Source organism: Streptomyces klenkii (assembly GCF_003626645.1).
GTDB classification, from domain to species: Bacteria; Actinomycetota; Actinomycetes; order Streptomycetales; family Streptomycetaceae; genus Streptomyces; species Streptomyces klenkii.
The window spans coordinates 294,549-318,274 of sequence record NZ_RBAM01000008.1 but is presented as its reverse complement, the minus strand read 5'-3'; the positions used below and the strand labels follow the sequence as shown (position 1 = coordinate 318,274).

General features: G+C 72.2%; 23 protein-coding genes and 1 tRNA gene. 13 read left to right on the top strand and 11 right to left on the bottom strand.

Annotation, left to right across the window (positions count from 1 at the left end; genetic code table 11):
• Positions 1 to 55: 55 nt before the first annotated feature.
• Together mshA and D7231_RS21335 are read left to right on the top strand one after the other, a co-directional pair.
• Complete coding sequence (gene mshA / locus D7231_RS21340) at positions 56 to 1,441, top strand: D-inositol-3-phosphate glycosyltransferase (protein WP_120757071.1); 1,386 nt, start codon at positions 56 to 58, stop codon at positions 1,439 to 1,441.
• Entirely contained in the window at positions 1,434 to 1,952 is a 519-nt protein-coding gene (locus tag D7231_RS21335) for a type III secretion system chaperone family protein (protein WP_120757070.1), read from the top strand. Before mshA ends, D7231_RS21335 begins: the two co-directional genes overlap by 8 nt.
• Before the next feature lie 231 nt (positions 1,953 to 2,183).
• Here D7231_RS21335 and D7231_RS21330 read toward each other — a convergent pair whose 3' ends face one another.
• Positions 2,184 to 3,500: an MDR family MFS transporter gene (locus tag D7231_RS21330; protein ID WP_120757069.1), complete on the bottom strand. Its 1,317-nt coding sequence runs from the start codon at positions 3,498 to 3,500 to the stop codon at positions 2,184 to 2,186.
• A gap of 153 nt (positions 3,501 to 3,653) precedes the next feature.
• Between D7231_RS21330 and D7231_RS21325 the strand changes: the two genes are divergently transcribed.
• Positions 3,654 to 4,415: a phosphoglyceromutase gene (locus tag D7231_RS21325; RefSeq protein WP_120757181.1), complete on the top strand. Its 762-nt coding sequence runs from the start codon at positions 3,654 to 3,656 to the stop codon at positions 4,413 to 4,415.
• 186 nt (positions 4,416 to 4,601) lie between these two features.
• Here the strand turns inward: D7231_RS21325 and D7231_RS36575 are convergent, their stop codons facing one another.
• The gene (locus tag D7231_RS36575) at positions 4,602 to 5,192 is read right to left on the bottom strand and encodes a hypothetical protein (RefSeq protein WP_158673791.1); all 591 of its coding nucleotides are present in this window, start codon (positions 5,190 to 5,192) and stop codon (positions 4,602 to 4,604) included.
• Positions 5,193 to 5,418: 226 nt separating this feature from the next.
• Here D7231_RS36575 and D7231_RS21315 point away from each other — a divergent pair, with 226 nt between their 5' ends.
• Complete coding sequence (locus D7231_RS21315) at positions 5,419 to 6,246, top strand: class F sortase (protein WP_338419869.1); 828 nt, start codon at positions 5,419 to 5,421, stop codon at positions 6,244 to 6,246.
• Between the two features lie 339 nt (positions 6,247 to 6,585).
• On the opposite strand, the gene phoU is transcribed toward D7231_RS21315, so the two are convergent.
• Positions 6,586 to 7,275: a phosphate signaling complex protein PhoU gene (gene phoU / locus D7231_RS21310; RefSeq protein WP_120757067.1), complete on the bottom strand. Its 690-nt coding sequence runs from the start codon at positions 7,273 to 7,275 to the stop codon at positions 6,586 to 6,588.
• A 201-nt stretch (positions 7,276 to 7,476) separates the two neighbouring features.
• On the opposite strand from phoU, the gene phoR reads away from it, so the two are divergent.
• Positions 7,477 to 8,697, top strand: a complete 1,221-nt coding sequence (gene phoR, locus D7231_RS21305) for a two-component system sensor histidine kinase PhoR (RefSeq protein ID WP_120757066.1) — start codon at positions 7,477 to 7,479, stop codon at positions 8,695 to 8,697.
• Positions 8,694 to 9,374: a two-component system response regulator PhoP gene (gene phoP, locus D7231_RS21300; RefSeq protein WP_031183999.1), complete on the top strand. Its 681-nt coding sequence runs from the start codon at positions 8,694 to 8,696 to the stop codon at positions 9,372 to 9,374. Before phoR ends, phoP begins: the two co-directional genes overlap by 4 nt.
• Here the strand turns inward: phoP and D7231_RS38145 are convergent.
• A complete protein-coding gene (locus D7231_RS38145) occupies positions 9,356 to 9,487 on the bottom strand; it encodes a hypothetical protein (RefSeq protein WP_267470757.1) in 132 nt (43 codons plus the stop codon). The two genes, phoP and D7231_RS38145, sit on opposite strands and share 19 nt — an antisense overlap.
• 36 nt (positions 9,488 to 9,523) lie before the next feature.
• Positions 9,524 to 10,204, bottom strand: coding sequence for a DUF461 domain-containing protein (locus tag D7231_RS21295; protein ID WP_120757065.1), 681 nt, complete (start codon positions 10,202 to 10,204; stop codon positions 9,524 to 9,526).
• Between the two features lie 553 nt (positions 10,205 to 10,757).
• On the opposite strand from D7231_RS21295, the gene D7231_RS21285 reads away from it, so the two are divergent.
• The 3 genes from D7231_RS21285 (at position 10,758) to ispF (ending at position 12,880) form a co-directional block, all read left to right on the top strand.
• A complete protein-coding gene (locus tag D7231_RS21285) occupies positions 10,758 to 11,240 on the top strand; it encodes a CarD family transcriptional regulator (protein ID WP_003953493.1) in 483 nt (160 codons plus the stop codon).
• Positions 11,241 to 11,616: 376 nt separating this feature from the next.
• A complete protein-coding gene (gene ispD / locus D7231_RS21280; RefSeq protein ID WP_120757064.1) occupies positions 11,617 to 12,390 on the top strand; it encodes a 2-C-methyl-D-erythritol 4-phosphate cytidylyltransferase in 774 nt (257 codons plus the stop codon).
• On the top strand, positions 12,380 to 12,880 hold the full coding sequence (gene ispF / locus D7231_RS21275) for a 2-C-methyl-D-erythritol 2,4-cyclodiphosphate synthase (RefSeq protein WP_120757063.1): 501 nt from the start codon (positions 12,380 to 12,382) through the stop codon (positions 12,878 to 12,880). The genes ispD and ispF overlap by 11 nt, the downstream gene beginning before the upstream one ends.
• Before the next feature lie 134 nt (positions 12,881 to 13,014).
• Here ispF and D7231_RS21270 read toward each other — a convergent pair whose 3' ends face one another.
• The 3 genes from D7231_RS21270 to D7231_RS21260 all read right to left on the bottom strand — a co-directional run bounded on the left by D7231_RS21270 (position 13,015) and on the right by D7231_RS21260 (position 16,271).
• Positions 13,015 to 13,422, bottom strand: a complete 408-nt coding sequence (locus D7231_RS21270; RefSeq protein ID WP_120757062.1) for a PPOX class F420-dependent oxidoreductase — start codon at positions 13,420 to 13,422, stop codon at positions 13,015 to 13,017.
• 194 nt (positions 13,423 to 13,616) lie between these two features.
• Positions 13,617 to 14,930 carry an acyltransferase family protein gene (locus tag D7231_RS21265; RefSeq protein ID WP_120757061.1) on the bottom strand — a complete coding sequence of 438 codons (1,314 nt, stop codon included), beginning with the start codon at positions 14,928 to 14,930 and terminating at the stop codon, positions 13,617 to 13,619.
• 90 nt (positions 14,931 to 15,020) lie between these two features.
• Positions 15,021 to 16,271 (bottom strand): acyltransferase family protein, encoded by a 1,251-nt coding sequence (locus tag D7231_RS21260; RefSeq protein ID WP_241999831.1) that lies wholly within the window; start codon positions 16,269 to 16,271, stop codon positions 15,021 to 15,023.
• 199 nt (positions 16,272 to 16,470) lie between these two features.
• Between D7231_RS21260 and cysS the strand changes: the two genes are divergently transcribed.
• From cysS to D7231_RS21245, 3 genes are all read left to right on the top strand, one after another.
• Entirely contained in the window at positions 16,471 to 17,868 is a 1,398-nt protein-coding gene (gene cysS / locus D7231_RS21255; RefSeq protein ID WP_120757060.1) for a cysteine--tRNA ligase, read from the top strand.
• A gap of 129 nt (positions 17,869 to 17,997) precedes the next feature.
• The gene (gene rlmB, locus D7231_RS21250) at positions 17,998 to 18,951 is read left to right on the top strand and encodes a 23S rRNA (guanosine(2251)-2'-O)-methyltransferase RlmB (RefSeq protein ID WP_120757059.1); all 954 of its coding nucleotides are present in this window, start codon (positions 17,998 to 18,000) and stop codon (positions 18,949 to 18,951) included.
• Positions 18,952 to 19,123: 172 nt separating this feature from the next.
• Complete coding sequence (locus tag D7231_RS21245) at positions 19,124 to 20,785, top strand: DoxX family protein (protein ID WP_120757058.1); 1,662 nt, start codon at positions 19,124 to 19,126, stop codon at positions 20,783 to 20,785.
• A 97-nt stretch (positions 20,786 to 20,882) separates the two neighbouring features.
• On the opposite strand, the gene D7231_RS21240 is transcribed toward D7231_RS21245, so the two are convergent.
• The 3 genes from D7231_RS21240 to D7231_RS21230 all read right to left on the bottom strand — a co-directional run bounded on the left by D7231_RS21240 (position 20,883) and on the right by D7231_RS21230 (position 23,461).
• Positions 20,883 to 21,608, bottom strand: coding sequence for a nucleotidyltransferase family protein (locus tag D7231_RS21240; protein ID WP_120757057.1), 726 nt, complete (start codon positions 21,606 to 21,608; stop codon positions 20,883 to 20,885).
• A 72-nt stretch (positions 21,609 to 21,680) separates the two neighbouring features.
• Positions 21,681 to 22,088 (bottom strand): hypothetical protein, encoded by a 408-nt coding sequence (locus tag D7231_RS21235; RefSeq protein ID WP_120757056.1) that lies wholly within the window; start codon positions 22,086 to 22,088, stop codon positions 21,681 to 21,683.
• Between the two features lie 239 nt (positions 22,089 to 22,327).
• Positions 22,328 to 23,461 (bottom strand): ABC transporter ATP-binding protein, encoded by a 1,134-nt coding sequence (locus D7231_RS21230; RefSeq protein WP_120757055.1) that lies wholly within the window; start codon positions 23,459 to 23,461, stop codon positions 22,328 to 22,330.
• A 181-nt stretch (positions 23,462 to 23,642) separates the two neighbouring features.
• Between D7231_RS21230 and D7231_RS21225 the strand changes: the two genes are divergently transcribed.
• Positions 23,643 to 23,715, top strand: a tRNA-Thr gene (locus D7231_RS21225).
• Positions 23,716 to 23,726 lie beyond the last annotated feature (11 nt).

Sequence of the window (23,726 nt, the reverse complement as noted above, 5' to 3'; positions counted from 1 at the left end):
CGTTGATAACGGTGACGCACGCCCCCACCCCTCACGCTGACGGAGGACACGCACGGTGAGCCAGTACGCATCCAGGCTCGGCGCCCGCCGCGGCCGCGCGCTCGGCACCCTCGCGGGCACCCCGCTGCGCCGCCTCGGCGCCCCCCGCAAGCCCCGCCGCATCGCGATGCTCAGCGTTCACACCTCGCCGCTCCACCAGCCCGGCACCGGCGACGCCGGCGGGATGAACGTGTACATCGTGGAGCTGGCCAAGCGGCTCGCCGCGATCAACATCGAGGTCGAGATCTTCACCCGCGCCACCACCGGCGCCCTCCCGCCCGCCGTCGAGCTGGCGCCCGGCGTCCTCGTCCGGCACATCGACGCCGGCCCGTACGAGGGGCTGGCCAAGGAGGAGCTGCCGGCGCAGCTGTGCGCCTTCACGCACGGCGTGATGCAGGCGTGGGCCGGCCACCGGCCCGGCCACTACGACCTCGTCCACTCCCACTACTGGCTCTCCGGGCACGTCGGCTGGCTCGCCGCCGAGCGCTGGGGCGTCCCCCTCGTCCACGCCATGCACACCATGGCCAAGGTCAAGAACGCCGCCCTGGCCGCGGGCGACACGCCCGAGCCCGACACGCGCGTCATCGGCGAGACCCAGATCGTGCGCGCCGCCGACCGGCTCATCGCCAACACCGAGGGCGAGGCGCGGGAGCTGATCCACCACTACGACGCCGACCCCGGCAAGGTCGCCGTCGTCCACCCCGGCGTCAACCTCGACCGCTTCACCCCGGGCGGCGCGCCCGGCGACGGCCCGGGCAGCGGCCGCGCCGCCGCCCGCGAGCGGCTCGGCCTGCCCGCCGACGCCCTCGTCCCGCTCTTCGCCGGCCGCATCCAGCCGCTCAAGGCCCCCGACGTCCTGCTGCGCGCGGTCGCCGTCCTCCTCGACGAGCGGCCCGAGCTGCGCGGCCGCATCGTCGTGCCCGTCGTCGGCGGCCCCAGCGGCAGCGGCCTCGCCAAGCCCGAGGGGCTCCAGAAGCTCGCCGCGCGCCTCGGCATCGCCGACGTCGTCCGCTTCCGCCCGCCGGTCGGCCAGGAGCAGCTCGCCGACTGGTACCGGGCCGCGTCCGTCCTGGTCATGCCCTCCCACAGCGAGTCCTTCGGGCTCGTCGCCGCCGAGGCCCAGGCCTGCGCCACGCCCGTCCTCGCGGCGGCCGTCGGCGGCCTGCCCGTGGCCGTGCGGGACGGCGAGAGCGGTTTCCTCGTCGACGGCCACGACCCCGCCGACTACGCCGCCGTGCTGCGCCGCTTCGCCGACGAGCCGGGCCTGGCCGGGCGGATGGGCGAGGCCGCGGCCCGCCACGCGCGCCGCTTCGGCTGGGACACGGCCGCGGCCGCCACGGCCGAGGTGTACACCGAGGCGATGGCGGAGCGGCGGCGTCGCCTACGCTCATCGCATGTCTGACGCTAAATCCGTCATCGAGCAGACGTTCCACGAGGCCGGGCTCGAATGGGAGAACCCGGCCGACGGCACGTACGTGGTGAAGCTGCCCGGCACGCGCAAGCTCTCCACGACCGTCTCCCTGGTCGTCGGCAAGCACTCGCTCTCGGTCAACGCCTTCGTCGTGCGCCGCCCCGACGAGAACCACGAGGCGGTGCACCGCTGGCTGCTGGAGCGCAACACCCGGCTGTACGGGCTGGCTTACGCGCTCGACCAACTGGGTGACATCTACCTCGTCGGCCGGCTGCCGCTGGCCGCGGTCACCCCGGACGAGCTCGACCGGATCCTCGGGACGGTGCTGGAGAACGCCGACGGCAGCTTCAACACGCTGCTGGAGATGGGGTTCGCGAGCGCCATCCGCAAGGAGTACGCGTGGCGGACGGCGCGGGGGGAGTCGACGCGGAACCTGGAGGCGTTCGCGCGCCTGACGGCGGATCAGGCCGACGAGGGCGGGGCCGGACCCGCGGGTTCATGACGGCGCGCCGACTCCACTGACCGCGCGGCCCGAGAGCCGGGCCGGCGGCATGGTGGCGCCATCCGGGCGGTCCGGGCAAGATCCCTCCGCCGCAACGGCGGAACACCACAACGGCGCAGCCCGGCGGTGCCGAACCGCGCCGTCCGTCCGCCGAGGGCCTCCGCCGTCCGTCCGCCGAGGGCCTCCGCCGTCCGTCCGCCGAAGGCCTCCGTCGGCGACCCCGCCGAGGGCTTACGCCGGCGACCCCGCCGGGTCCGCGGCTGCGGGAACCGGATCGGGCTCCTCGGAGGACCCGTCCCGGGGCCCCTCGGTCGCGGGACCCGCCGCCCCCGGAACCCGCCGCATGAGCACCCAGTACCCGACCGCCGTGATTGTCCCCACCACCGCGCAGCCGGCCCAGAGCGCGTCCGCGCCGAACCGGTCGATGACCGTGCCGCCCGCGATGGGCGCGACCAGCGACGCCGCCGACCACGACAGGGTGTACATGCCCTGGTAGCGGCCGCGGCCGTGGACCGGCGAGAGCCGGGCGACCAGGCCCATCTGGATGGGCGAGTTGATGATCTCCGCGAGCGTCCACACGCAGACGGTCAGCATGTACACCGCGAGCGAGCCGGCGAAGGCGGTGAGCCCGAAGCCGTAGCCGCCGAGGAGCGCCGCGAGGACGAGCAGCAGCCGCTGGTCCCGGTGCTCGATGAAGCGGGTGACGGGGATCTGGACGGCGACGATCAGGACGCCGTTGACGGCGATGGCCATGCCGAAGTCCTTCGTGGAGAACCCGCCGTCCGCCATCGCCACCGGCAGGGCGACCTGGGACTGGAGGAACACCACGGCGATGAGGAAGGACAGGCCGACCACGGCCATGAAGCGCCCGTCGCGCATCACGGTGCCCATGCTGACGGCGGGCTCGCCGCCCTTGCCCGAGCCCGGGCCCGCGGCCGCGCCGCCCACGGCGTCCGGCCGCGACTCGGGCAGCTTCACGAACACCAGCACCGCGCAGAGCATCGTCATCGCGGCCTCGCCGAGGAAGCCGATCAGATAGCTGTACTCGGCGACGAAGCCCGCGGCGACCGACGAGATCGCGAAGCCGAGGTTGATCGCCCAGTAGTTCAGGGCGAAGGCCCGCACCCGGTCCTCGGGGGCGACGATGTCCGCCATCATCGCCTGCACCGCGGGGCGCGAGGCGTTGCTGGCCATGCCGACGACGAACGCGACGACCGCGATGGCCACCGGGTCGGTCATGAAGCCCAGCACGGCCACCGACACGGCGGTCGAGGCCTGGGCGATCAGCAGGGTGGGCCGGCGGCCCAGCCGGTCGGTCATCACGCCGGCGCCGATCGACGACACGACGCTGCCGAGGCCGAGCAGCGCGCCGACGAACCCCGCGAAGGAGGCGGAGTGCCCCTGGTCGGCGGTGAGGAACATGGCCAGGAAGATGGAGACGAAGGCGCCCAGCCGGTTGACGAGCGTGGAGGCCCACAGCCACCAGAAGGCCCGGGGCAAACCCGAGACGCTCTCCTTCGCGGCTCGTCTGACGCGCGCGACGGACATTCCGGATCCCCCCATGTGTAAGTGTCGAACCTGCTAAGCGCAAGTTACACACACCTGAGGTGAACCTGCCATCCGATTGCCGCACGCCGTCAATCGGCGGCCTCCCGGGCAGCGCGCACGGCGCCACCTGCGCGGTCGATTACGCTCATGGGCATGGCCGACGCACCGTACAAGCTGATCCTCCTCCGCCACGGCGAGAGCGAGTGGAACGCCAAGAACCTGTTCACCGGCTGGGTGGACGTCAACCTGAACGAGAAGGGTGAGAAGGAGGCGGTCCGGGGCGGCGAGCTGCTCAAGGACGCCGGTCTGCTCCCCGACGTGGTCCACACCTCCCTCCAGAAGCGCGCGATCCGCACCGCGCAGCTCGCCCTGGAGTCCGCCGACCGCCACTGGATTCCGGTTCACCGCTCCTGGCGGCTGAACGAGCGCCACTACGGCGCCCTCCAGGGCAAGGACAAGGCCCAGACCCTGGCCGAGTTCGGCGAGGAGCAGTTCATGCTCTGGCGCCGCTCCTACGACACCCCGCCGCCCGCCCTCGAGGACGGCTCGGAGTTCTCCCAGAGCGAGGACCCGCGCTACGCCTCCATCCCGCCGGAGCTGCGCCCGCGCACCGAGTGCCTCAAGGACGTCGTCGTCCGCATGCTGCCGTACTGGTACGACGGCATCGTCCCGGACCTCCTCGCCGGCCGCACGGTCCTCGTCGCCGCCCACGGCAACTCGCTGCGCGCCCTGGTCAAGCACCTGGACGGGATCTCCGACGCGGACATCGCGGGCCTGAACATCCCCACCGGCATCCCGCTCGCCTACGAGCTCGACGCCGACTTCCGCCCGGTCACCCCCGGCGGCACGTACCTCGACCCGGAGGCCGCCAAGGCCGCCATCGAGGCCGTGAAGAACCAGGGCAAGAAGAAGTGACCCCGGCCCCCTGACGGGGGGTCATGGGGCTACGGGCCCCCTGCCGGCGGGTGAAACCGCTGGTGGGGGGCCTCCTGCTGTGGCGAACGGGTTGCCTGGTCACCGAATGGAGCAAGACGGATACGGTGCGGATGCGGCGGGCGGGTCTACAGGTGAGCCTCGGAGCAAGGAGGTAACACCATGCATTCATTCCGCTCCGCCATATGCGGTGCAGCCACTGTCGTCGCCGTCGTCGCGGCTCCCGTCGTCCCGGCTTACGCCTTCGGGGGCAGCATCGCCCCGAACGTGGGCGAGGCCGCAGGTGCTCCCGCTACGGGGCGCTGCGACGACGACCACGGCCGCCACGACCACGACGACCACCACCACGGCGGCTGCGGCCGTCATGACCACGACGGCTGGGGTGACCGCGACGACCACGGCCGCGGCGACCACGACGGCTGGGGTGACCGCGACGACGACTGGGGTGACCACGGGCGTGGCGACCACGGGCGCGACGACCACGGCCGCGGCGATCACGACCACGGGCGAGGTGACCACGACCACGGCCGGGGTGACCACGACCACGGGCGTGGCGACCACGACCACGGCCGCGGCGATCACGACCATGGGCGTGGCGACCACGACCACGGCCGGGGTGACCACGACCACGGGCGTGGCGACCACGACCACGGGCGAGGTGACCACGACCACGGCCGCGGCGACCACGACCACGGCCGGGGTGACGACCACGGGCGTGACGACCACGGCCGGGGCGACCACGACCACGGCCGTCCGCACCACTCCTCCCACGCGGGCGGTGGCGCCACCGCGCTCGCGGCCTCCACGGAGTCGGCCGACGCCCCGGTGCTCATCCTGGCCGGTACCGCGACCGCCGGTCTCGTCGGCGGCCTGATCTGGTACCGCCGCCGCACCGCCGGCGCCGTCAAGCACTGACGGGGAGCGAACGGGCGTCATGTCAGAAGCGCGTGCAGGTGGCCGTAAACGCAACCGCCTGTTGACGAGGGTGGCCTGGGCAGCCTTGCTGCTGGCCCTGTGCCTGACCGGCAACGGCAGTGCCGACGAGCCGGAGACCCGGGCCTCGGGCCGCGGCGGCACCACCGCGGCCAAGAGCCACCCCCACGCGCATGGTCTGCCCCCGGCACGCGATCCGTTGCCGGGGGCCGGCCCCCAGACTCTGGAGATCAAGGTCCTGGGGCTCAAGGCCCCGATCGAGAGCCACGGCCTCGACAAGCTCGGCGGCGTGGAGCTGCCGCCGTACGAGCGGGCCGACGCCGTCTCCTGGTACAAGGACGGCCCCTCGCCGGGCAGCGAGGGCCCCGCCGTCATCGTCGGCCACGTCGACACCCAGAAGGCGCCGGCCGTCTTCGCCGGGCTCAGCGTCCTCAAGCGCGGCGCGAAGATCCACGTGACCCGTACGGACGGGATCGTCGCCGAGTTCACCGTCGAGAACATCGCCGTCGTCCCCAACGAGCCCTTCGACGCCGACAAGCTCTACGGCCCCGCCGACACCGACGAGGCGCAACTGCGCCTGATCACCTGCGGCGGCGACTACGACCGCAAGAAGCACCTCTACAACGCCAACGTCGTCGTCAGCTCGTACCTGACCGGCGCGGCACCGGCACCGCAGCCGCAGCAGAAGCCGCAGCAGGAGACCCCGCAGCCGCAGCCCCAGGAGCAGCCGCCGCAGCCGCCGCAGCAACAGCAGCCACCGCCTCAGCAGCCCCAGGCCCCCGCCCAGAAGCCGGGCCCGGCCGCCCCGGCGCCTCCCGGACCCGAAACCGGCGAAGGCGGCGAAACCGGCGAGAGCGAGACGGATCCCGAGATCGAGTGAGCCCGCAAGCGAGAGGACCCCCGGCCGGAGCACCGGCCGGGGGTCCTTCCCGTGAGTGACATGCGAGATGAGAAGGAGCTAGCTACAGCTGCCGCCGCACTGGCATGAGCCGCCGTTCTGGCAGCCGCAGGAGCAGCCGGGGCCGCACTGGCAGCCGTTGGCCGGTGCGGAAGGAGTCTGGGTCATGTGCGGGTACCTCCTCGAAGGGTGGTTGCCTGCCCCAAGTCAAAGACCGTCCGATCCGTCCGTCAATGCCCTTCGCGTACGTATGTACGGGCGCACGGAGGGCGCGTGGAAGCACTCACGAGGCGCCGCACTCCCTCGCTCGCACGCCCCGGCTCAGGCGTCGCCGTCCCCGCCCGACCGGCCCTCCGACTGCGTCAGCTCGTCCGCGTGCTCGCCCGTGACCAGGTAGACCACGCGCTTCGCGACCGACACCGCGTGGTCCGCGAACCGCTCGTAGTAGCGGCCCAGCAGCGTCACGTCGACCGCCGTCTCGATGCCGTGCTTCCAGCGGTCGTCCATCAGGTGCTGGAAGAGCGTGCGGTGCAGCAGGTCCATCGCGTCGTCGTCCTGCTCCAGCTGGAGCGCCAGGTCGACGTCCTTGGTGATGATCACCTCGCCGGCCTTGGCCATCAGCCGCTGCGCCAGCTGCCCCATCTCCAGGATCGTCGCGTGCAGGTCGCGCGGCACCGCCGTGTCCGGGAAGCGCAGCCGCGCCAGCTTGGCGACGTGCTGGGCCAGGTCGCCCGAGCGCTCCAGGTCGGCGCTCATGCGCAGCGAGGTGACCACGATCCGCAGATCGGTGGCGACCGGCTGCTGCCGCGCGAGCAGGGCGACGGCGCGCTCCTCCAGATCCCGCTGGAGGTCGTCCACCTTCGCGTCCGCGGCGATCACCGACTCCGCGAGCTTGAGGTCCGCGTCCAGGATCGCCGTCGTGGCGCGCCCGATCGCCGACCCGACGAGCCGGGCCATCTCCACCAGGCCCTCGCCGATCGAATCCAGCTCCTCGTGGTACGCGTCCCGCATTGCCTGACCTTCTCTCTGCCGAGTGAAACAGTGGGCCGAGCCGTATGACCGCCCACGGTCCCACGGTCCGGCCGAAACGCGACGGCCACGGCGCTCCGGAGTGAACCAGTACCGACGCCAAGGTGAACTCTCGGCAACGTGTGTTCGAGACGGTACCCATTTGGCTGTGGACGGTCCGTACGACCCGCATAACCTGGACTCATGAACGTGGACGCGGCCCTCGCCGCAGCGGCAGCGCTCGCCGGGCTGTGCACCGGCGTGATCGCCATGCTCGCGTTCCGCTGGAGCGAGCGCGACCAGGCCCGCCCGACCCGCAGCTCCCTGCACACCGACGCCGTGCTCCCGCCCGGCGTCGACACCGTGCTCTCGGTGCTGCGCTCGTCGGCCGTGGTCCTGGACGAGGCCGATGCCGTGGTCAAGGCCAGCTCCGCCGCGTACGCCCTCGGGCTCGTGCGCGGCGGGAAGCTGGCCGTCGAGCCCATGTTGCAGATGGCCCGCGACACCCGGCGGGACGGCGAAATACGCCAGGTCGAGCTCGACCTGCCCCGGCGCGGCACCGGCCGCGGCGAGGCCCTCGCGGTCTCCGCCCGCGTCGCCCCGCTCGGCTCCCGGCTCGTCCTGCTGCTGGTGGAGGACCTCACCGAGGCCCGCCGCATCGAGGCCGTCCGCCGCGACTTCGTCGCCAACGTCAGCCACGAGCTCAAGACGCCGGTCGGCGCCCTCTCCCTGCTCTCCGAGGCCGTCATGGACGCGGCCGAGGACCCCGAGGCGGTCCACCGCTTCGCGGGCCGCATGCAGATCGAGGCCACCCGGCTCACCAACCTCGTCCAGGAGCTCATCGACCTCTCCCGGGTGCAGAACGACGACCCGCTGGAGGACGCCGAGCCCGTCCGCGTCGACGAACTCGTCGCCGAGGCCATCGACCGCTGCCGCCACCAGGCCTCCACCAAGCAGATCACCATGGCCGCCGGCGGCACCGCCGACCTGCACGTCTGGGGCAACCGCGGCCAGCTCGCCGCCGCCCTCGGCAACCTCGTCGAGAACGCCGTCAACTACAGTCCGGCCCGTACGCGCGTCGGCATCGCCGCACGCCACATCGCGGCGCCCGGCGGCGCCCTGATCGAGATCGCCGTCACCGACCAGGGCATCGGCATCTCGGAGAAGGACCGCGAGCGGGTCTTCGAGCGGTTCTACCGCGTCGACCCGGCGCGCTCGCGCGCCACCGGCGGGACCGGCCTCGGTCTCGCCATCGTCAAGCACGTCGCGGCCTCGCACGGCGGCGAGGTCACGGTCTGGAGCGCCGAGGGCCAAGGCTCGACGTTCACCCTCCGACTTCCCGAGGCGGGCGCGGTCCGAGACCGCGACCGCAGCCCCCACCACCCCGTTGTCGAACACCTTCCCGCCCCGGAGGTCCTTCCGTGACCCGAGTACTCGTCGTCGAGGACGAAGAGTCCTTCAGCGACGCGTTGTCCTACATGCTGCGCAAGGAGGGATTCGAGGTCGCCGTCGCGGCCACGGGGCCCGACGGGCTGGACGAGTTCGAGCGCAACGGCGCCGACCTGGTCCTGCTCGACCTGATGCTGCCGGGCCTGCCCGGCACCGAGGTCTGCCGGCAGCTGCGCGGCCGCTCCAACGTCCCGGTCATCATGGTGACCGCCAAGGACAGCGAGATCGACAAGGTCGTCGGCCTGGAAATAGGAGCCGACGACTACGTCACCAAGCCGTTCTCCTCGCGGGAGCTCGTCGCCCGCATCAGAGCGGTGCTGCGCCGCCGCGGCGAGCCGGAGGAGGTCACCCCCGCCGCGCTGGAGGCCGGCCCGGTCCGGATGGACGTCGACCGGCACGTCGTCACGGTCTCCGGCGCCAAGGTCGACCTCCCGCTGAAGGAGTTCGACCTCCTGGAGATGCTGCTGCGCAACGCGGGCCGCGTGCTCACGCGCATGCAGCTCATCGACCGGGTCTGGGGCGCGGACTACGTCGGCGACACCAAGACCCTGGACGTCCACGTCAAGCGCCTCCGCGCCAAGATCGAACCGGACCCGGGCGCGCCCCGCTACCTGGTGACGGTGCGCGGCCTCGGCTACAAGTTCGAGCCGTAGGCCGACTCCGGCGGATCGCGGCGGATCGCGGCGTACGCGCCGGTGCCGGCGGTGTCGTGCCGGGGCGGTGCCGTGCCGAGCTTCACCCGTACGAGCGAAGGGCCCGGAAGCATCACGCTTCCGGGCCCTTCGTCATACGCTCTGCTCGATCAGTGACCGGCGTGCTGCTGGGCGCCCTGGGACGCCTCGCCCGCGCCCGGGCTCGCGTTGCCGCTCGGCTTCCCCGCGGGAGCGGAGGGCGTGCCCGCCGGCGCGGACGGCTCACCGGACGGCTTGCCGCCGCCGGGCTTGCCCGCGGCCGGCGTCGGTGCGGCCTCGCTGGGCCCCCAGTCCTTGAAGTAGCTCGTGGCCGGGACGACGAACGCCCCGATCCGCACCTCGCCCGTGGTGCTGAAGTCGAACGCCAGGCTCTGCTGCTCGCCGTCCTTGATGGCCTCGCGGCCGTCCGGCAGGACCGCCGAGGCGTTGCCCTTGCCGCCCAGCAGCACCGAGCCGCCGGCCGGCACGACGACGTCGCCGGAGCCCTTGGCCGCGGTGAGCTTGACCTTGGCGCCGTTCTTGCCGGGCAGGCTGATCGCGCGGAGCGTCTGGTCCTTGCGCCCGTTGTTGAAGACCTGGCCGGTGATCACGGCGGGGCCCTTCGCGGTGAGGTCCGGCTGCGTGATCACGTTGACGTTCTGGAGCTTGATGTCGCCGACCGAGGTGGCGGCGTTGTCCGGCTTCACCTCGAGCGTCTGCGCGCTGTTACCCGCCGCGCAGGCGGAGAGCGAGGCGATCGAGAGCACGAGGGCGGTAGCGGCGAGAGTGCCGCGTCGAAGGCTGCTGCTCACGGCGGCGGCATCTCCTTGGACGAGGTGAGAGGTGTAAGAGTTGTGTCAGCGCGCTTAGGTTACCGACCCCCTCGGAGGCGGCTGCACCCGACCCGCCCCCATGGTCAACTTCGGCCCGGTCCGGCCCACGGCCGAATATCGACGCTGTGCGCGCCGCGCGGATGTCCGCGGGCGCCGGTGCGCATTATCGGTACGGAATGCGCGGGCGCGCGGAACGCCTTCCTGAATTGATCAAGTTCGCGGTGATCAATTCCGGATTCCGGTCGGTGAACGCGGCCCGCGCCCCGAACGGAGTAGCGGAAGTCAGCCGAGCGGACCCCGGCAAAACGGGACGTTCGACCGCTCGCGAGCGGCTCTCCACGCGTGTAACGTGCCCGTTTCGCCCTGCCCGGAGAACCGCTCCCACCTGCGAATACCCGCTTCCGGAACCCCTCCGCAGCACGTCCCGGTTGCTGTTGTCAAGCCCCGAGATATGCCCTGACCTGCGAAAACGCCATTCAGAACGGGGAGTTCCCGTGTTAGACTGGATAGCCACGGAAGGGGTACCTGTCACATGACGTTCAAGGTTGGCGACACCGTGGTCTATCCCCATCACGGGGCCGCGCTGATCGAGGCCATCGAAACTCGCCAGATCAAAGGCGTGGACAAGACCTACTTGGTGCTGAAGGTCGCCCAGGGTGACCTGACGGTTCGGGTGCCGGCGGACAATGCGGAGTTCGTCGGTGTGCGCGATGTGGTCGGCCAGGATGGGCTGGACCGGGTCTTCGAGGTGCTGCGCGCACCGTATGCGGAAGAGCCGACGAACTGGTCCCGTCGCTACAAGGCAAATCTCGAGAAGCTCGCGTCGGGCGACGTGATCAAGGTTGCCGAGGTCGTGCGCGACCTGTGGCGCCGCGAGCGCGAGCGCGGCCTGTCCGCCGGTGAGAAGCGCATGCTGGCCAAGGCGCGCCAGATCCTGGTGAGCGAGCTCGCCCTCGCGGAGAACACCAACGAGGACAAGGCCGAGGCCCTGCTCGACGAGGTCCTCGCGTCCTGAGGCCTTGAGTTGAGTCAACGGCCGGCATGCCGATGCCCTCGCGTCCCCGACGACGCACAGGTACCGGACGTGAAGACCGTGCGCGACGTGAAGCTCGTGCGTGACGTGAAAACCGTACGTACGGGATGCACCGGACGTAAAGAAGTGCCGCGGTGCCCGCGCGGTGACGCAAGTCATCCGCCGGGCGCTGCGGCATCTCTGGATGCGGGCACGCGCACCCACCGTGCTGTGCGCGCACTCACCGTGCTGCTGGAGTGCCGGGCCCGGGCAGCCGGCCCGCCCAGCTGTCACGGAAGGGGCTGGTCGGGGCTTGTTGCCCGGCACTCCCCAGGCCATACCCAATTCGGCCGAGGAAGCAAACCTGAACGCGAACGCAATGTCTGATCGAGCCCCTGCCGTCACTCCTTCGCGCACTGCCGCCGTGATCCCCGCCGCGGGCCGCGGGGTCAGGCTCGGCCCGGGCGCCCCCAAGGCCCTGCGCGCCCTGGGCGGCACCCCCATGCTCGTCCACGCCGTCCGGGCGATGGCCGCCTCCCGCGCCGTCTCCCTCGTCGTCGTGGTCGCCCCGCCGGACGGCGCCGCCGAGGTCCGCGCCCTCCTCGACGACCACCCCCTCAGCGGCCACGACCGCGCCGAGGTGCTCGTCGTCCCCGGCGGCGGGACCCGCCAGGAGTCCGTCCGCCTCGGCCTCGCGGCCCTCCCGGCCGACGTCACCACCGTCCTCGTGCACGACGCCGCCCGCCCCCTGGTGCCCGTCGACACCGTCGACGCCGTGATCACCGCGGTGCGCGAGGGCGCGCCCGCCGTCGTCCCGGCGCTGCCGCTCGCCGACACCGTCAAGCAGGTCGAGCCGCGCACGGGCGCCGCCGAGGGCGAGCCCGAGCTCGTCACCGGCACCCCCGAGCGGGCGCTCCTGCGGGCCGTGCAGACCCCCCAGGGCTTCGACCGGCGCACGCTGGACGCCGCCCACGAGAAGTTCGCCGACTCGGCGGGCGAGGGCGCCACCGACGACGCCGGCATGGTCGAGCGCCTCGGCGCCCCCGTCGTCCTCGTGCCCGGCCACGAAGAGGCCTTCAAGGTCACCCGGCCGCTCGACCTCGTCCTCGCCGAGGCCGTACTCGCCCGAAGGAGGGCCAACGATGGCTTCTAGCCCGCTCCCCGCCCTGCCCCAGGTGGGCATCGGCACCGACACGCACGCCTTCGAGGAAGGCCGCGAGCTGTGGTGCGGCGGCCTGCTGTGGCCCGGGGAGACCGGCCTCGCCGGCCACTCCGACGCCGACGTCGTCGCCCACGCCGCCTGCAACGCCCTCTTCTCCGCCGCCGGCCTCGGCGACCTCGGCGCCCACTTCGGCACCGGCCGCCCCGAGTGGGCCGGCGCCTCCGGCGTCACGCTGCTCACCGAGGCCGCCCGGATCGTGCGCGAGGCCGGCTTCGTCATCGGCAACGTCGCCGTCCAGGTCGTCGGCGTCCGCCCGCGGATCGGCAAGCGCCGCGAGGAGTCCCAGAAGGTCCTCTCGGAGGCCGTGGGAGCCCCGGTGACGGTCTCCGGCGCCACGACGGACGGCCTGGGCTTCCCGGGCCGCGAGGAGGGCCTCACGGCCGTGGCGACGGCGCTCGTCGCTCGCGCGGCGGGCTACTAGGCCGCCGAGGCCTGCGGCCGGGCGTTCCGCCGGACCCTCGCCGTGGCGGCCGAGCACCGCTGCGGCGGGGCCTTCTTGCCCGGGCGGGCGCATTTCTCCGGCGTCGTGATGCCGGGGTACCGGGGGCGCCGGGTCTAGATCGACCCCACGACCTTCCGGGGCGTGACCCGTACGACCACCCGCTCCGCGTCGTCCTTCGCCGCCGGGTTGAAGTCCGCGTAGTCCTTGCCCGTGTACTTCCGCGAGAGCTCGTCGATCAGCTCCTGGCCGCCCTCGGTGGTGAGCGTGGCCGAGCCGCGCACCTCGGCGTAGGTGTACGGCGCGTTGTGCGGATTGATCATCACCGTGACGCGCGGGTCGCGGCGCAGGTTCTTCTCCTTGCGCCGCCCGACCGTCGTGGAGATCAGCAGATCGTCGCCGTCGCGCGTGAGCCAGGTGACCGTGAGCTGAGGGCTGCCGTCCGGCTGGACCGTGGCGACGGTCGCGAAGACGGGGGCGTCGTCGAGGAGCTTCTTCAGGTCGTCGGAGAGCGTGGCGGCCACGGCGGATCCTTCCCGGGGAGCGTGCGCGTACGCGATCGGGCTCACCGTATGCCGCCGGCGCGGGAAAGGGGCGCGTACAAGCCGGGACAAGCCGGAACGCGCCCGTACGGCTCAGACCGGCCCGGCAGGCGTGGGCCCCGGCCCGTACGTGCACACAGCCCGGCCCGTACGGCTCAGGCCCGCGCCCCTGAGGTTCAGGCCCCGTCCGGCCGGCCCACCGGCACCCGGTCGCCCGCCGGCTGCTCGTACGTGCCCGTCTCGTACGCCCGCAGCCGCTGCGCCACCGCGCCCTCGCGGACCTCCTCGCGCCCCCCGTGCTGCTCGGGGACCGGCGAGGCCCCCTGCGGGGCTCCCTGCGCAGCCGCCTGCGACGCCCCCGGCGAAGCCGGCGCCGCACGCCGCGGGGTGTGCTGCCGCACCTCCTCCATGCTGGAGCGCAGCACGTTGCGCAGCTTGGTGCTCAGCGGCCGCTCCACGAGCTTGTGCATCAGCCACGCCGCGCAGAGCATCACCACGATCAGGCCGGCGACCAGAGCGGGCCGGGGCACGCGGTCGCGCAGGCCGTAGATGACCGTCATGCCGATGTACTGGTGGATCAGGTACAGCGGGTAGGTGAGCGCGCCCGCCGTCGACAGCCAGCGCCACTGCATCCGGTTGAACACGCCGCACGCGATCAGCGCCATCAGCACGAACGCGACGAAGACGATCAGCTTGGCGGGCCAGTCGGGGATGTGGTGCGTGGTGTTGTCCCGGACGCGGCGCCCGATCTGGTGCTCGGCGAGCAGCAGCGACATCGCGACGATGCCCCAGAGCAGGGCGTTCGGGCGGTAGCGGTACATCAGGTAGAAGGCGATGCCCGCCACGAAGTACGGCTGGAAGAGCGGCATCGCCCACTGGTCGAGGAGCTTGATGTCCGCCTGGACCGAGGCCAGCGCGACGATCGTCCACAGGACGCAGAAGAGCACGCACTTGCGGTACGTCACGCCCGTAGCCACGACGACCGCGAACATTACGTAGAACTTCAGCTCGATGAAGAGCGTCCAGTAGACGCCGTCGACGTCCCAGACCCCGAGCCCCGACTGGAGCATGGTCAGGTTCGTGAGGATGCCGTCGAAGCCGCCGTTGACCTGCCGCACCTGCGGCCACAGCGAGACGACCGCGGCCGTCAGGAGGATCGCCACCCAGTAGGCGGGGTAGACCCGCGACACCCGGGAGATGAAGAAGTCCCCGAGCGAGCGGCCCCACGTGCTCATGCAGATGACGAAGCCGCTGATGAGGAAGAAGATCTCGACGCCGGTCCAGCCGTACTGGGCGAACTTCCACGCATTGGGGAAGATGTGCTCGGGGTCCTGGCCCCAGCCGCCGCGCAGCGCCACGTAGTGGAAGAAGACGACCATGAGGGCCGCGACGATCCGGAGCCCGTCCAGGACGTAAAGCCTGGGCGCGGCCGGTTTCCGTCCGGCTGCAGCCAGGCCGCCATCGAGATCTCCTCGGCTGGCGAAACGCATGTGGTCCTCTCCATCGGCTCAGGTCGGCTCATCCTACGAGGGCCGTCCGCGGGCATGCTGACACAAGGACCCCCCGGCCCGCCGTGACAGTTATCTCCTGTCTCTGCCGTAATTCCAACCCCCGGCCTGGAACGGCTCCGGGGTGATCTTGTGACGATCTTGTGGTGAGCCCGGAGAGGCGGCTTGCGGTGCCCCCGCAGCGGCGGCTTGCAGGGCGTCCGGAGCGGCGGCTCGCGGCGCGCCCGGCGAGGCGGCCCGGATCTCCGCCGCCGCCCGCCGCAGCCCGCGCCGCAGGGCCCCCGCCAGCGGCCGCTCCACCAGCCGGTGCACCAGCCACGCCGTCGCCAGCATCCCCGCCACCAGCGCGGGCAGCAGGACGGCGGGGGACACGGCGCCGGCCGTCCGCCGGATCACCAGCCAGCCCACCCGCTCGTGGATCAGATAGAGGGGATAGGTGAGCGCGCCGGCCGCGGTCAGCCACCGGTGCGCCAGGCGCCGCGTCCAGCCGAGCGCGACCGCCGCCATGGCGGCGAAGAACAGGGCCAGCAGCACCGCCGTCGGCCAGTGCGGCACCCGGTGGCCCATGTGGCCCTCCGCCCGCCCCTGGGCCGCCACCAGGCAGTGCTGCGCGACGAGGAAGCACCCGGTGACCAGCAGCCACAGCACGAGGTTCGGGCGGTGGCGGTACATGAGGTAGAAGGCGATGCCCGCGATGAAGTACCAGCAGTCCTCCGGCAGCAGCACCTGGTCGAGCAGCGGCTCGTCCACCGCGGCCGCGACGGCCGCCGCGAAGCCCCAGATCACGCAGAAGCCGACCGCCCGTGCGTACGTGAGCCCCCTCCCGGCGACGACCAGCGCGAAGAGCAGGTAGAAGCGCAGCTCGACCCACAGCGTCCAGTACACGCCGTCGACGGCATTCACCCCGAGGGGCGACTGGAGCATGGTCAGGTTGACGGCGACGTCCCGCGAACGGAGGGTTTCGTCCGCCATCGGCCACAGACAGACGACGAGGGCGACGGCCAGGACGGAGAACCAGTACGCGGGGAAGAGCCGGGTGACGCGCGACACGGCGAACTCGCCGGGCCCCCGGCCCCAGCAGCTCATGCAGATCACGAAGCCGCTGATCATGAAGAACAGCTGCACCCCGAGCCACCCGTACGACGCCGGCACGTGGGCCGCGGGGAAGACCTCCGCCGGCGGGCCCGCCCACGCCCCGCTGCCGAACGCCACGTAGTGGTACGCCACCACCATCAGCGCCGCGCACAGCCGCAGCCCGTCCAGTGCGGCCAGCCGGACGGGGCCGCGGCTTCCCTCGTGCTGTACGGGCAGGGTGGGGTGCAACGCCCCTCCAGGCGGTGAAGGTGAGGCCGTGCCCGGGAAGCTATCACGCAGATCTGTACTTTTGCCGTATTAGGCCGTATTAGGAAGATAGGTGGCAAGTGGGGGTAATTTCTCTCGAAACCCTGCGGAACCCCTCGTTCCCGTCCTTCCACGCCCCCGATTGCCGGGGGCACTGCCGAACGCCCACTACTCTGGTTGCGTGACCATTCGCCTGTACGACACCAGCGCCCGGCAGATCCGCGACTTCTCCCCGCTCACTCCGGGCTGCGTCTCGATCTACCTGTGTGGCGCGACCGTGCAGGCCGCTCCGCACATCGGCCACATCCGCTCCGGCCTGAACTTCGACATCCTCCGCCGCTGGTTCACCTACCGCGGCTACGACGTCACCTTCGTCCGCAATGTCACGGACATCGACGACAAGATCATCAACAAGGCCGCGGACCAGGGCCGCCCCTGGTGGTCCATCGGCTACGAGAACGAGCGCGCCTTCAACAGCGGCTACGACGTCCTCGGCTGCCTGCCGCCCACCGTCGAGCCCCGCGCCACCGGCCACGTCACCGAGATGGTCGAGATGATGCGCGGCCTCATCGAGCGCGGCCACGCCTACGACGCCGACGGCAACGTCTACTTCGACGTGCGCTCCTTCCCCGGCTACCTCCAGCTCTCCAACCAGGAGCTGGACAATCTCCTCCAGCCCTCCGGCGAGGGCGAGACCGGCAAGCGCGACCCCCGCGACTTCGCCATGTGGAAGGCCGCCAAGCCCGGCGAGCCCTCCTGGGAGACCCCCTGGGGCCGCGGCCGTCCCGGCTGGCACCTGGAGTGCTCCGCCATGGCCCACAAGTACCTGGGCACCGCCTTCGACATCCACGGCGGCGGCCTCGACCTGATCTTCCCCCACCACGAGAACGAGATCGCCCAGGCCAAGGCCTTCGGCGACGACTTCGCGCAGTACTGGGTGCACAACGCCTGGGTCACCATGAGCGGCGAGAAGATGTCGAAGTCGCTGGGCAACTCCGTCCTCGTCTCCGAGATGGTCAAGCACTGGCGCCCCATCGTCCTGCGCTACTACCTCGGCACCCCGCACTACCGCTCGATGATCGAGTACAGCGAGGAGGCCCTGCGCGAGGCCGAGGCCGCGTTCGCGCGGATCGAGGGCTTCATGCAGCGCGTCTGCGAGATGGCCGGCAAGACCGTCGAGCCCGCCGCCGAGGTGCCGCCCGCCTTCGCCGAGGCCATGGACGACGACCTGGGCGTCCCCCAGGCGCTCGCGATCGTGCACACCACCGTCCGCCAGGGCAACTCCGCCCTGACCGCGGACGACAAGGAGTCCGCCGTCGCCCGCCTCGCGGAGGTCCGCGCCATGCTCGGCGTCCTCGGCCTCGACCCGCTCGACGAGCAGTGGGCCGACGCCTCCGCCGGCCGCGGCGACGACCTCCACGGCGTCGTGGACTCCCTCGTCCGCCTCGTCCTCGACCAGCGCCAGGCCGCCCGCGCCCGCAAGGACTGGGCCGCCGCCGACGCCATCCGCGATCAGCTCCAGCACGCCGGCCTCGCCATCGAGGACACCCCGTCCGGACCGCGCTGGTCGCTGTCCTGAGGGACACTTTTCGTACGTACGTAGTAGGCAACCGCCGGACCGAGTCCGGCGCCGCCGTCCGAAGCCCGCAAGGGCCCGCCGGGGCCGATCGGTCCCAGGGCGGCAGAGTAGAAGAAGTCAGGTGACCCCATGGCCGGCAACAGCCAGCGCAGGAACCGCCGCACGTCCAACAAGAAGGGCGCGACGGTCGGCAGCGGCGGCCAGCGGCGCCGGGGCCTGGAGGGCAAGGGCCCGACCCCGCCCGCCTCCGCCCGCAAGGGACACAAGAAGAACCGTGTCGCCAACGCCCAGGCCAAGCAGGCGGCGGCCCGCCGCCCCGCCCCCCGCCGCGGCGGCCCCAAGGGCCCCAACGAGCTCGTCGTCGGCCGCAACTCCGTCGTCGAGGCGCTGCGCGAGGGCGTGCCCGCCAAGACCCTCTACGTCCAGCAGTACCTGGACAACGACGAGCGCGTGCGCGAGGCCCTCCAGCTCGCCACCGACAAGGGCCTCAACCTCATGGAGGCCCCGCGTCCCGAGCTCGACCGGATGACCAACGGCCTCAACCACCAGGGCCTCGTCCTGTCGGTCCCGCCCTACGAGTACGCCCACCCCGAGGACCTCAGCGCCGCCGCCTACGACAACGGCGAGGACCCGCTGATCGTCGCCCTCGACGGCATCACCGACCCGCGCAACCTCGGCGCCGTCGTCCGCTCCGTCTCCGCCTTCGGCGGCCACGGCGTGGTCGTCCCCGAGCGCCGCGCGGCCGGCATGACCGCCAGCGCCTGGAAGACCTCCGCCGGCACCGCCGCCCGGACGCCCGTCGCCCGCGCCACCAACATGACGCGGATGCTGGAGTCGTACCAGAAGGAGGGCCTGGTCGTCGTCGGCCTCGCCGCCGACGGCGACGTCGAGCTGCACGAGCTCGAAGCCCTCGGAGGCCCGGTCGTCATCGTCGTCGGCAGCGAGGGCAAGGGCCTGTCCCGCCTCGTCGGCGAGACCTGCGACTTCCGCGTGCGCATCCCGATGCCGGGCGGCGCGGAGTCGCTCAACGCGGGTGTCGCCGCGGGCGTCGTGCTCTACGAGGCCGCTCGCCGCCGCGCCTGACAAGTCTCCTTATGTGCTGAACGGGCCGGTCCACCGGCCCGTTCAGCGCGCAAGAGCCGGTGCCGGCGGCTCCGCCCGGCACGTGAACGGATCTTGTACCGGGCAGCGTTGACGCGTCCCCGGCAGTTCGAACCGGTCAAGGCAGTGTCCTAATCAGAAGTCACTCGGTTAGATGAGTGTGGACACCAGAACACCCCGCACACCCACGGGGGGAAGCTCTTCCGGGTACGACGACCAGCCCGCGCTGAGTACGGTGAAGGTTCCGTCCGACCCGGCGCAGATCGCCGTCAACCACGTGAGTTTCCGCGTGCAGCTCGCCCGGCCCCCGCGCGTCGCCCGCCAGTACGCAGGCATCGCCGACACGGCGCAGCTGCCCACCGTCAAGAGCGCGCCCAAACGGCGCGCTCCCGTGGTGTGGAGCGGGCGGGCCGCACCCGGCGACGCGGCGCCCACCGAACTCCTCCAGGCCGTGCGGGACTCAGCCGTCACCGACGCGGGCTCCACCCAGGTGCTGCCCCGCATCCGCGTCGACGACCAGCCCCCCTCCGTCGTCGGCCCCCGCAGCCACGGCGAGCGCACCGGCCCCGGCGAGCTCGTCGACGCCGCCGGCCCCGCCGCCCCCGGGGCGCAGCTCCTGCACGGCGTCCGCCCCGCCGGCAGCGCGTACGATGAAGACCGCTACCGCTACCCGCAGTTCGGCGGCCCGGACGACCCCGGCGGCTATGACGCGGAGTACGACGAAGAGGGCGCCGAGGGCACGGACGGCGAGGAGAGCGCCACCAAGCGCGACTCCGTCCGGCACGCCTACTACCCCGGCCGCCGGATGAACCTCGGCGTCGTCCTGCTGCCGCTGCGGATCTTCCTCGGCCTCATCTCCGTCTACGCCGGCATGGGCAAGCTCTGCGACCCCGTCTACTTCGACGGCGGCAAGCGCGGCTCCATGGTCGCCTGGCTCACGGCCCTCCACCCCTGGCCCGCCGCCGAGCCCCTGCGCGACCTCGCTCTCAGCCACCCCGTGGGCGCCGGCCTCACCGTCGCCTTCCTCCAGGTCGTCGTCGGCGTGCTGACCATCGTCGGCCTCTGGCAGCGCCTCGCCGCCTGCTTCGGCGTGCTGCTGTCCGCCGTCCTGATCGTCACCGTCAGCTGGCGCAGCACCCCCGTCTACGACGCCCCCGACATCATCTACCTGGCCGCCTGGAGCCCCCTGGTGATCGCCGGGGCGCCCTTCTACTCCATCGACGGGCGGCTCGCCGGCGAGGCCTGGCGCCGCCTCGGCCCGCGCGCCGAGCTGTGGGACCTGCGGCGGCGCGTCCTGCGCCGCGGCACGATCATGGCCACGGTCATCATCGGCCTCACCCTGCTGGTCGGCTCCACCCTCGGCGGCGCCGTCCGCTCCTCCCAGACCGTCAGGGTCCCCGGCCCCAGCGACCCCCCGGTCAACAACCTCCCGGGCTCGCCGGACCCGCAGAGCCCCGGCGCCGCCCGCACCCCGCGCGGCTCCCACGGCCCGTCGGCCGCCGGCACCCCCACGCCCACGGCCCCCGGCACCCACTCGGCGACCCCGTCCGCGACCGCCCCGGCCGCGCCCGGCGCCGCCCGCACCCCCACCGGCGCCGCAGCGGGCGGCACCGGCCGGCCCGGCGCCAGCCAGGGCGTCCGCCCCGCCCCGCAGACCCCGCGGCACCCCGCCCCGCCGGCCGCACCGCGCAGCCCCTCGGGCGGCTCGTCGGCCTCCAGCGGCGCGGGCAGCACGTCGGGCAGCACGGGAGGCACGTCCTCCGGCGGCGGCTCGTCCAGCGGCGGCACGGGAGCGCTCGGAGGCCTCCTGGGCTGAGCAGGCTCCCGCAAGGAACGGCCCCGCACCCTTTCCGGGTGCGGGGCCGTTCTGTCGCCGCTGCGGCGGAAGAAGGCGTCCGTCAGAGCCCGCCGGACTACGCGCCGGCGAGCTCCTTGGCCGCCTCGGTCAGATCCTTGGCGGTGTCGATGGCCCGCCAGTACGCGCCGTGCGGCAGCGGATAGCCCGCGAGGCGCCGCTCGCGCGCCAGCCGGGGGAACGTGGTGCGCTCGTGGTCCCCGCGCTCCGGCAGCAGGTCCGTGAAGGCGGCGGAGAAGACGTAGACGCCCGCGTTGATCAGATACGGGGAGGGCGGGGACTCGATGAAGTCCAGCACGTGCCCGAACTCGTCGGTCTCGACGGCCCCCCAGGGGATCCGGGGCCGGGCCAGGGCCAGGGTGGCCGCCGCGTCACGCTCGTGGTGGAAGGCGGCCATCTCGCGCAGCGAGAAGCGGGTCCAGATGTCGCCGTTGGTGGCGTACCAGGGCCGGTCGGGGTGGGGCAGGGAGGCCGCCGCGAACTTCAGGCCGCCGCCGCGGCCGAGCGGCTCCTTCTCGACGACGGTCGTCACCCGCAGCGGGAGATCGGCCGACACGAGCCAGTCCTGGAGGACCTCCGCCAGATGGCCGCACGAGACCACGGCGTCGGTGACGCCCTCGGCGGCCAGCCAGGCCAGCTGATGGCCGATGATCGGGGTCCCGGTGCCGGGGATCTCGACCATCGGCTTGGGTCGGTCGTCGGTGTACGGGCGCAGCCGCGACCCCTGGCCGCCGGCCAGGATCACGGCTTGGGTGGGGTACGGGTGCGCGTGCGTGCCGGTCATGCCCCGCACGATATGCGGTGCTGTCCGCGGGCGGACCGGCGGTGTCGCGGCAGCCGTGCCCCCCGGCGGCGGTCAGCGGGCCTGGACGCCGGAGGCGTACGAGGTGTCGCAGACGGGCCGGGCGAAGCTCTGGGCCTGCTTGGGGCCGTACTTGGCGACCGCCGCGCGGCCGAGGCTGCGGGCGATCTCGACGCAGTGCCGGGCCAGCGAGGGGCGGCCGTTGGTGGCCTGCTGGAGGTGGGTGAGGGCGACGCCCGGGTTCTTCTCCTGCATCTCGGTCAGCAGCTTGTCGCGCAGCACCTCGTGCGGGGCGAGGCCGCGGGCCTGGGTGGAGGCGGTGTTGGAGGAGGCGGTGAGCACCTGCGAATCGGCAGGCGCGGCCCACGGGACGCGGGTCACCGCGAGGGTTCCCGAAAGGACGAGAACGACGGGGAGTACGAAGGCAAGGGTTCTGCCGATGTGGCGGGCGGCCTGGTTCATGCCGCAGATGGTAGCGAGGGGTAATGACGCCGCGACATCTAGTCACCCGGTCGAGGGATGCGTCAGGGGGTGCGGCGCGTCGCCGAGTTGACGCACGGGACTCGAAAAGGGCGGTCTGCCGGGGAAAACGGCGACCGGTGCTGCTTCGACCCGAAAAACACCCCGCCCCCGGCCTTTTGGCGGCACGGGGGCGGAGGTTTCGCGCGGGCGGCGGGCCCGGCGGCGGGTCGGGCAGGGCGTCAGTCGCTCAGCCGCTCGCCGGAGGAGGTGGAGAAGACGTGCAGCTCACCCGGGCGCGGGACGACGTGCAGGATGGAGCCCTTCTCGGGCACGTTGCGGCCGTTCACGCGGACGACGAGGTCCTTGCGCTCGCCGCCGACCTCGGCCGTGCCGTACACGTATCCGTCGGCGCCGAGCTCCTCCACGACATTGACGGTGACGGCGAGGCCGGCCGGGGCGTCCTTCGACTCCTTGCCGAGCGACCTGGCGGTCTCGCCGTTCTGTTCGACCACGTCGAAGTGCTCGGGGCGGACACCCACCGTGACCGTGCGGTCACCCTTGCCGGTGCCGGCGAGCGCCTCGCGCGACACCGGGACGACGCTGTTGCCGAACTTCACGCCGCCGTCGGTCACCGGCACCTCCACCAGGTTCATGGCGGGCGAGCCGATGAACCCGGCGACGAACAGGTTCGCCGGCCGGTCGTACATGTTCCGCGGCGTGTCGATCTGCTGGAGCAGCCCGTCCTTGAGGACGGCGACGCGGTCGCCCATGGTCATGGCCTCGACCTGGTCGTGGGTGACGTAGACCGTGGTGATGCCGAGCCGGCGCTGGAGCCCGGCGATCTGCGTGCGCGTCTGCACGCGCAGCTTCGCGTCGAGGTTCGACAGCGGCTCGTCCATCAGGAACACCTGCGGCTCGCGCACGATCGCGCGCCCCATGGCGACGCGCTGGCGCTGACCGCCCGAGAGCGCCTTCGGCTTGCGCCCCAGGTACTCGGTGAGGTCGAGGATCTTCGCCGCGTCCTCCACCTTCTGGCGGATCTCCGACTTGTTCACGCCCGCGATCTTCAGGGCGAAGCCCATGTTGTCGGCGACGGTCATGTGCGGGTAGAGCGCGTAGTTCTGGAACACCATGGCGATGTCCCGGTCCTTGGGCGGCAGATGGGTGACGTCCCGGTCCCCGATCCGGATCGCCCCGCCGTTGACGTCCTCCAGCCCCGCGAGCATCCGCAGCGAGGTCGACTTCCCGCACCCGGACGGGCCGACCAGGACGAGGAACTCACCGTCCTCGATGGCGATGTCGAGCTGGTCGACGGCGGGCTTGTCGGCCCCGGGGTAGATCCGGGTGGCTTTGTCGTACGTGACCGTGGCCATGGTGATGAGTCCCTTCACCGGCAGGAACGTGCCGGACGATCCGAGTAGAGGGAGTGGTCCAGTCCAATTGGACCGGGTTGCTGGTGACGCTACCTGCGGGGCGGTCGGTTGTCAGCAGCCGGAGGCTGTGAAAATTCATGGCCTGGGCATGGCCCGAGTTTGGTTAGACTGCAACGGACAGGCCGACTTAGCTCAGCTGGTAGAGCACCGCTCTTGTAAAGCGAAGGTCGTCGGTTCGAACCCGACAGTCGGCTCGTAGAACGAA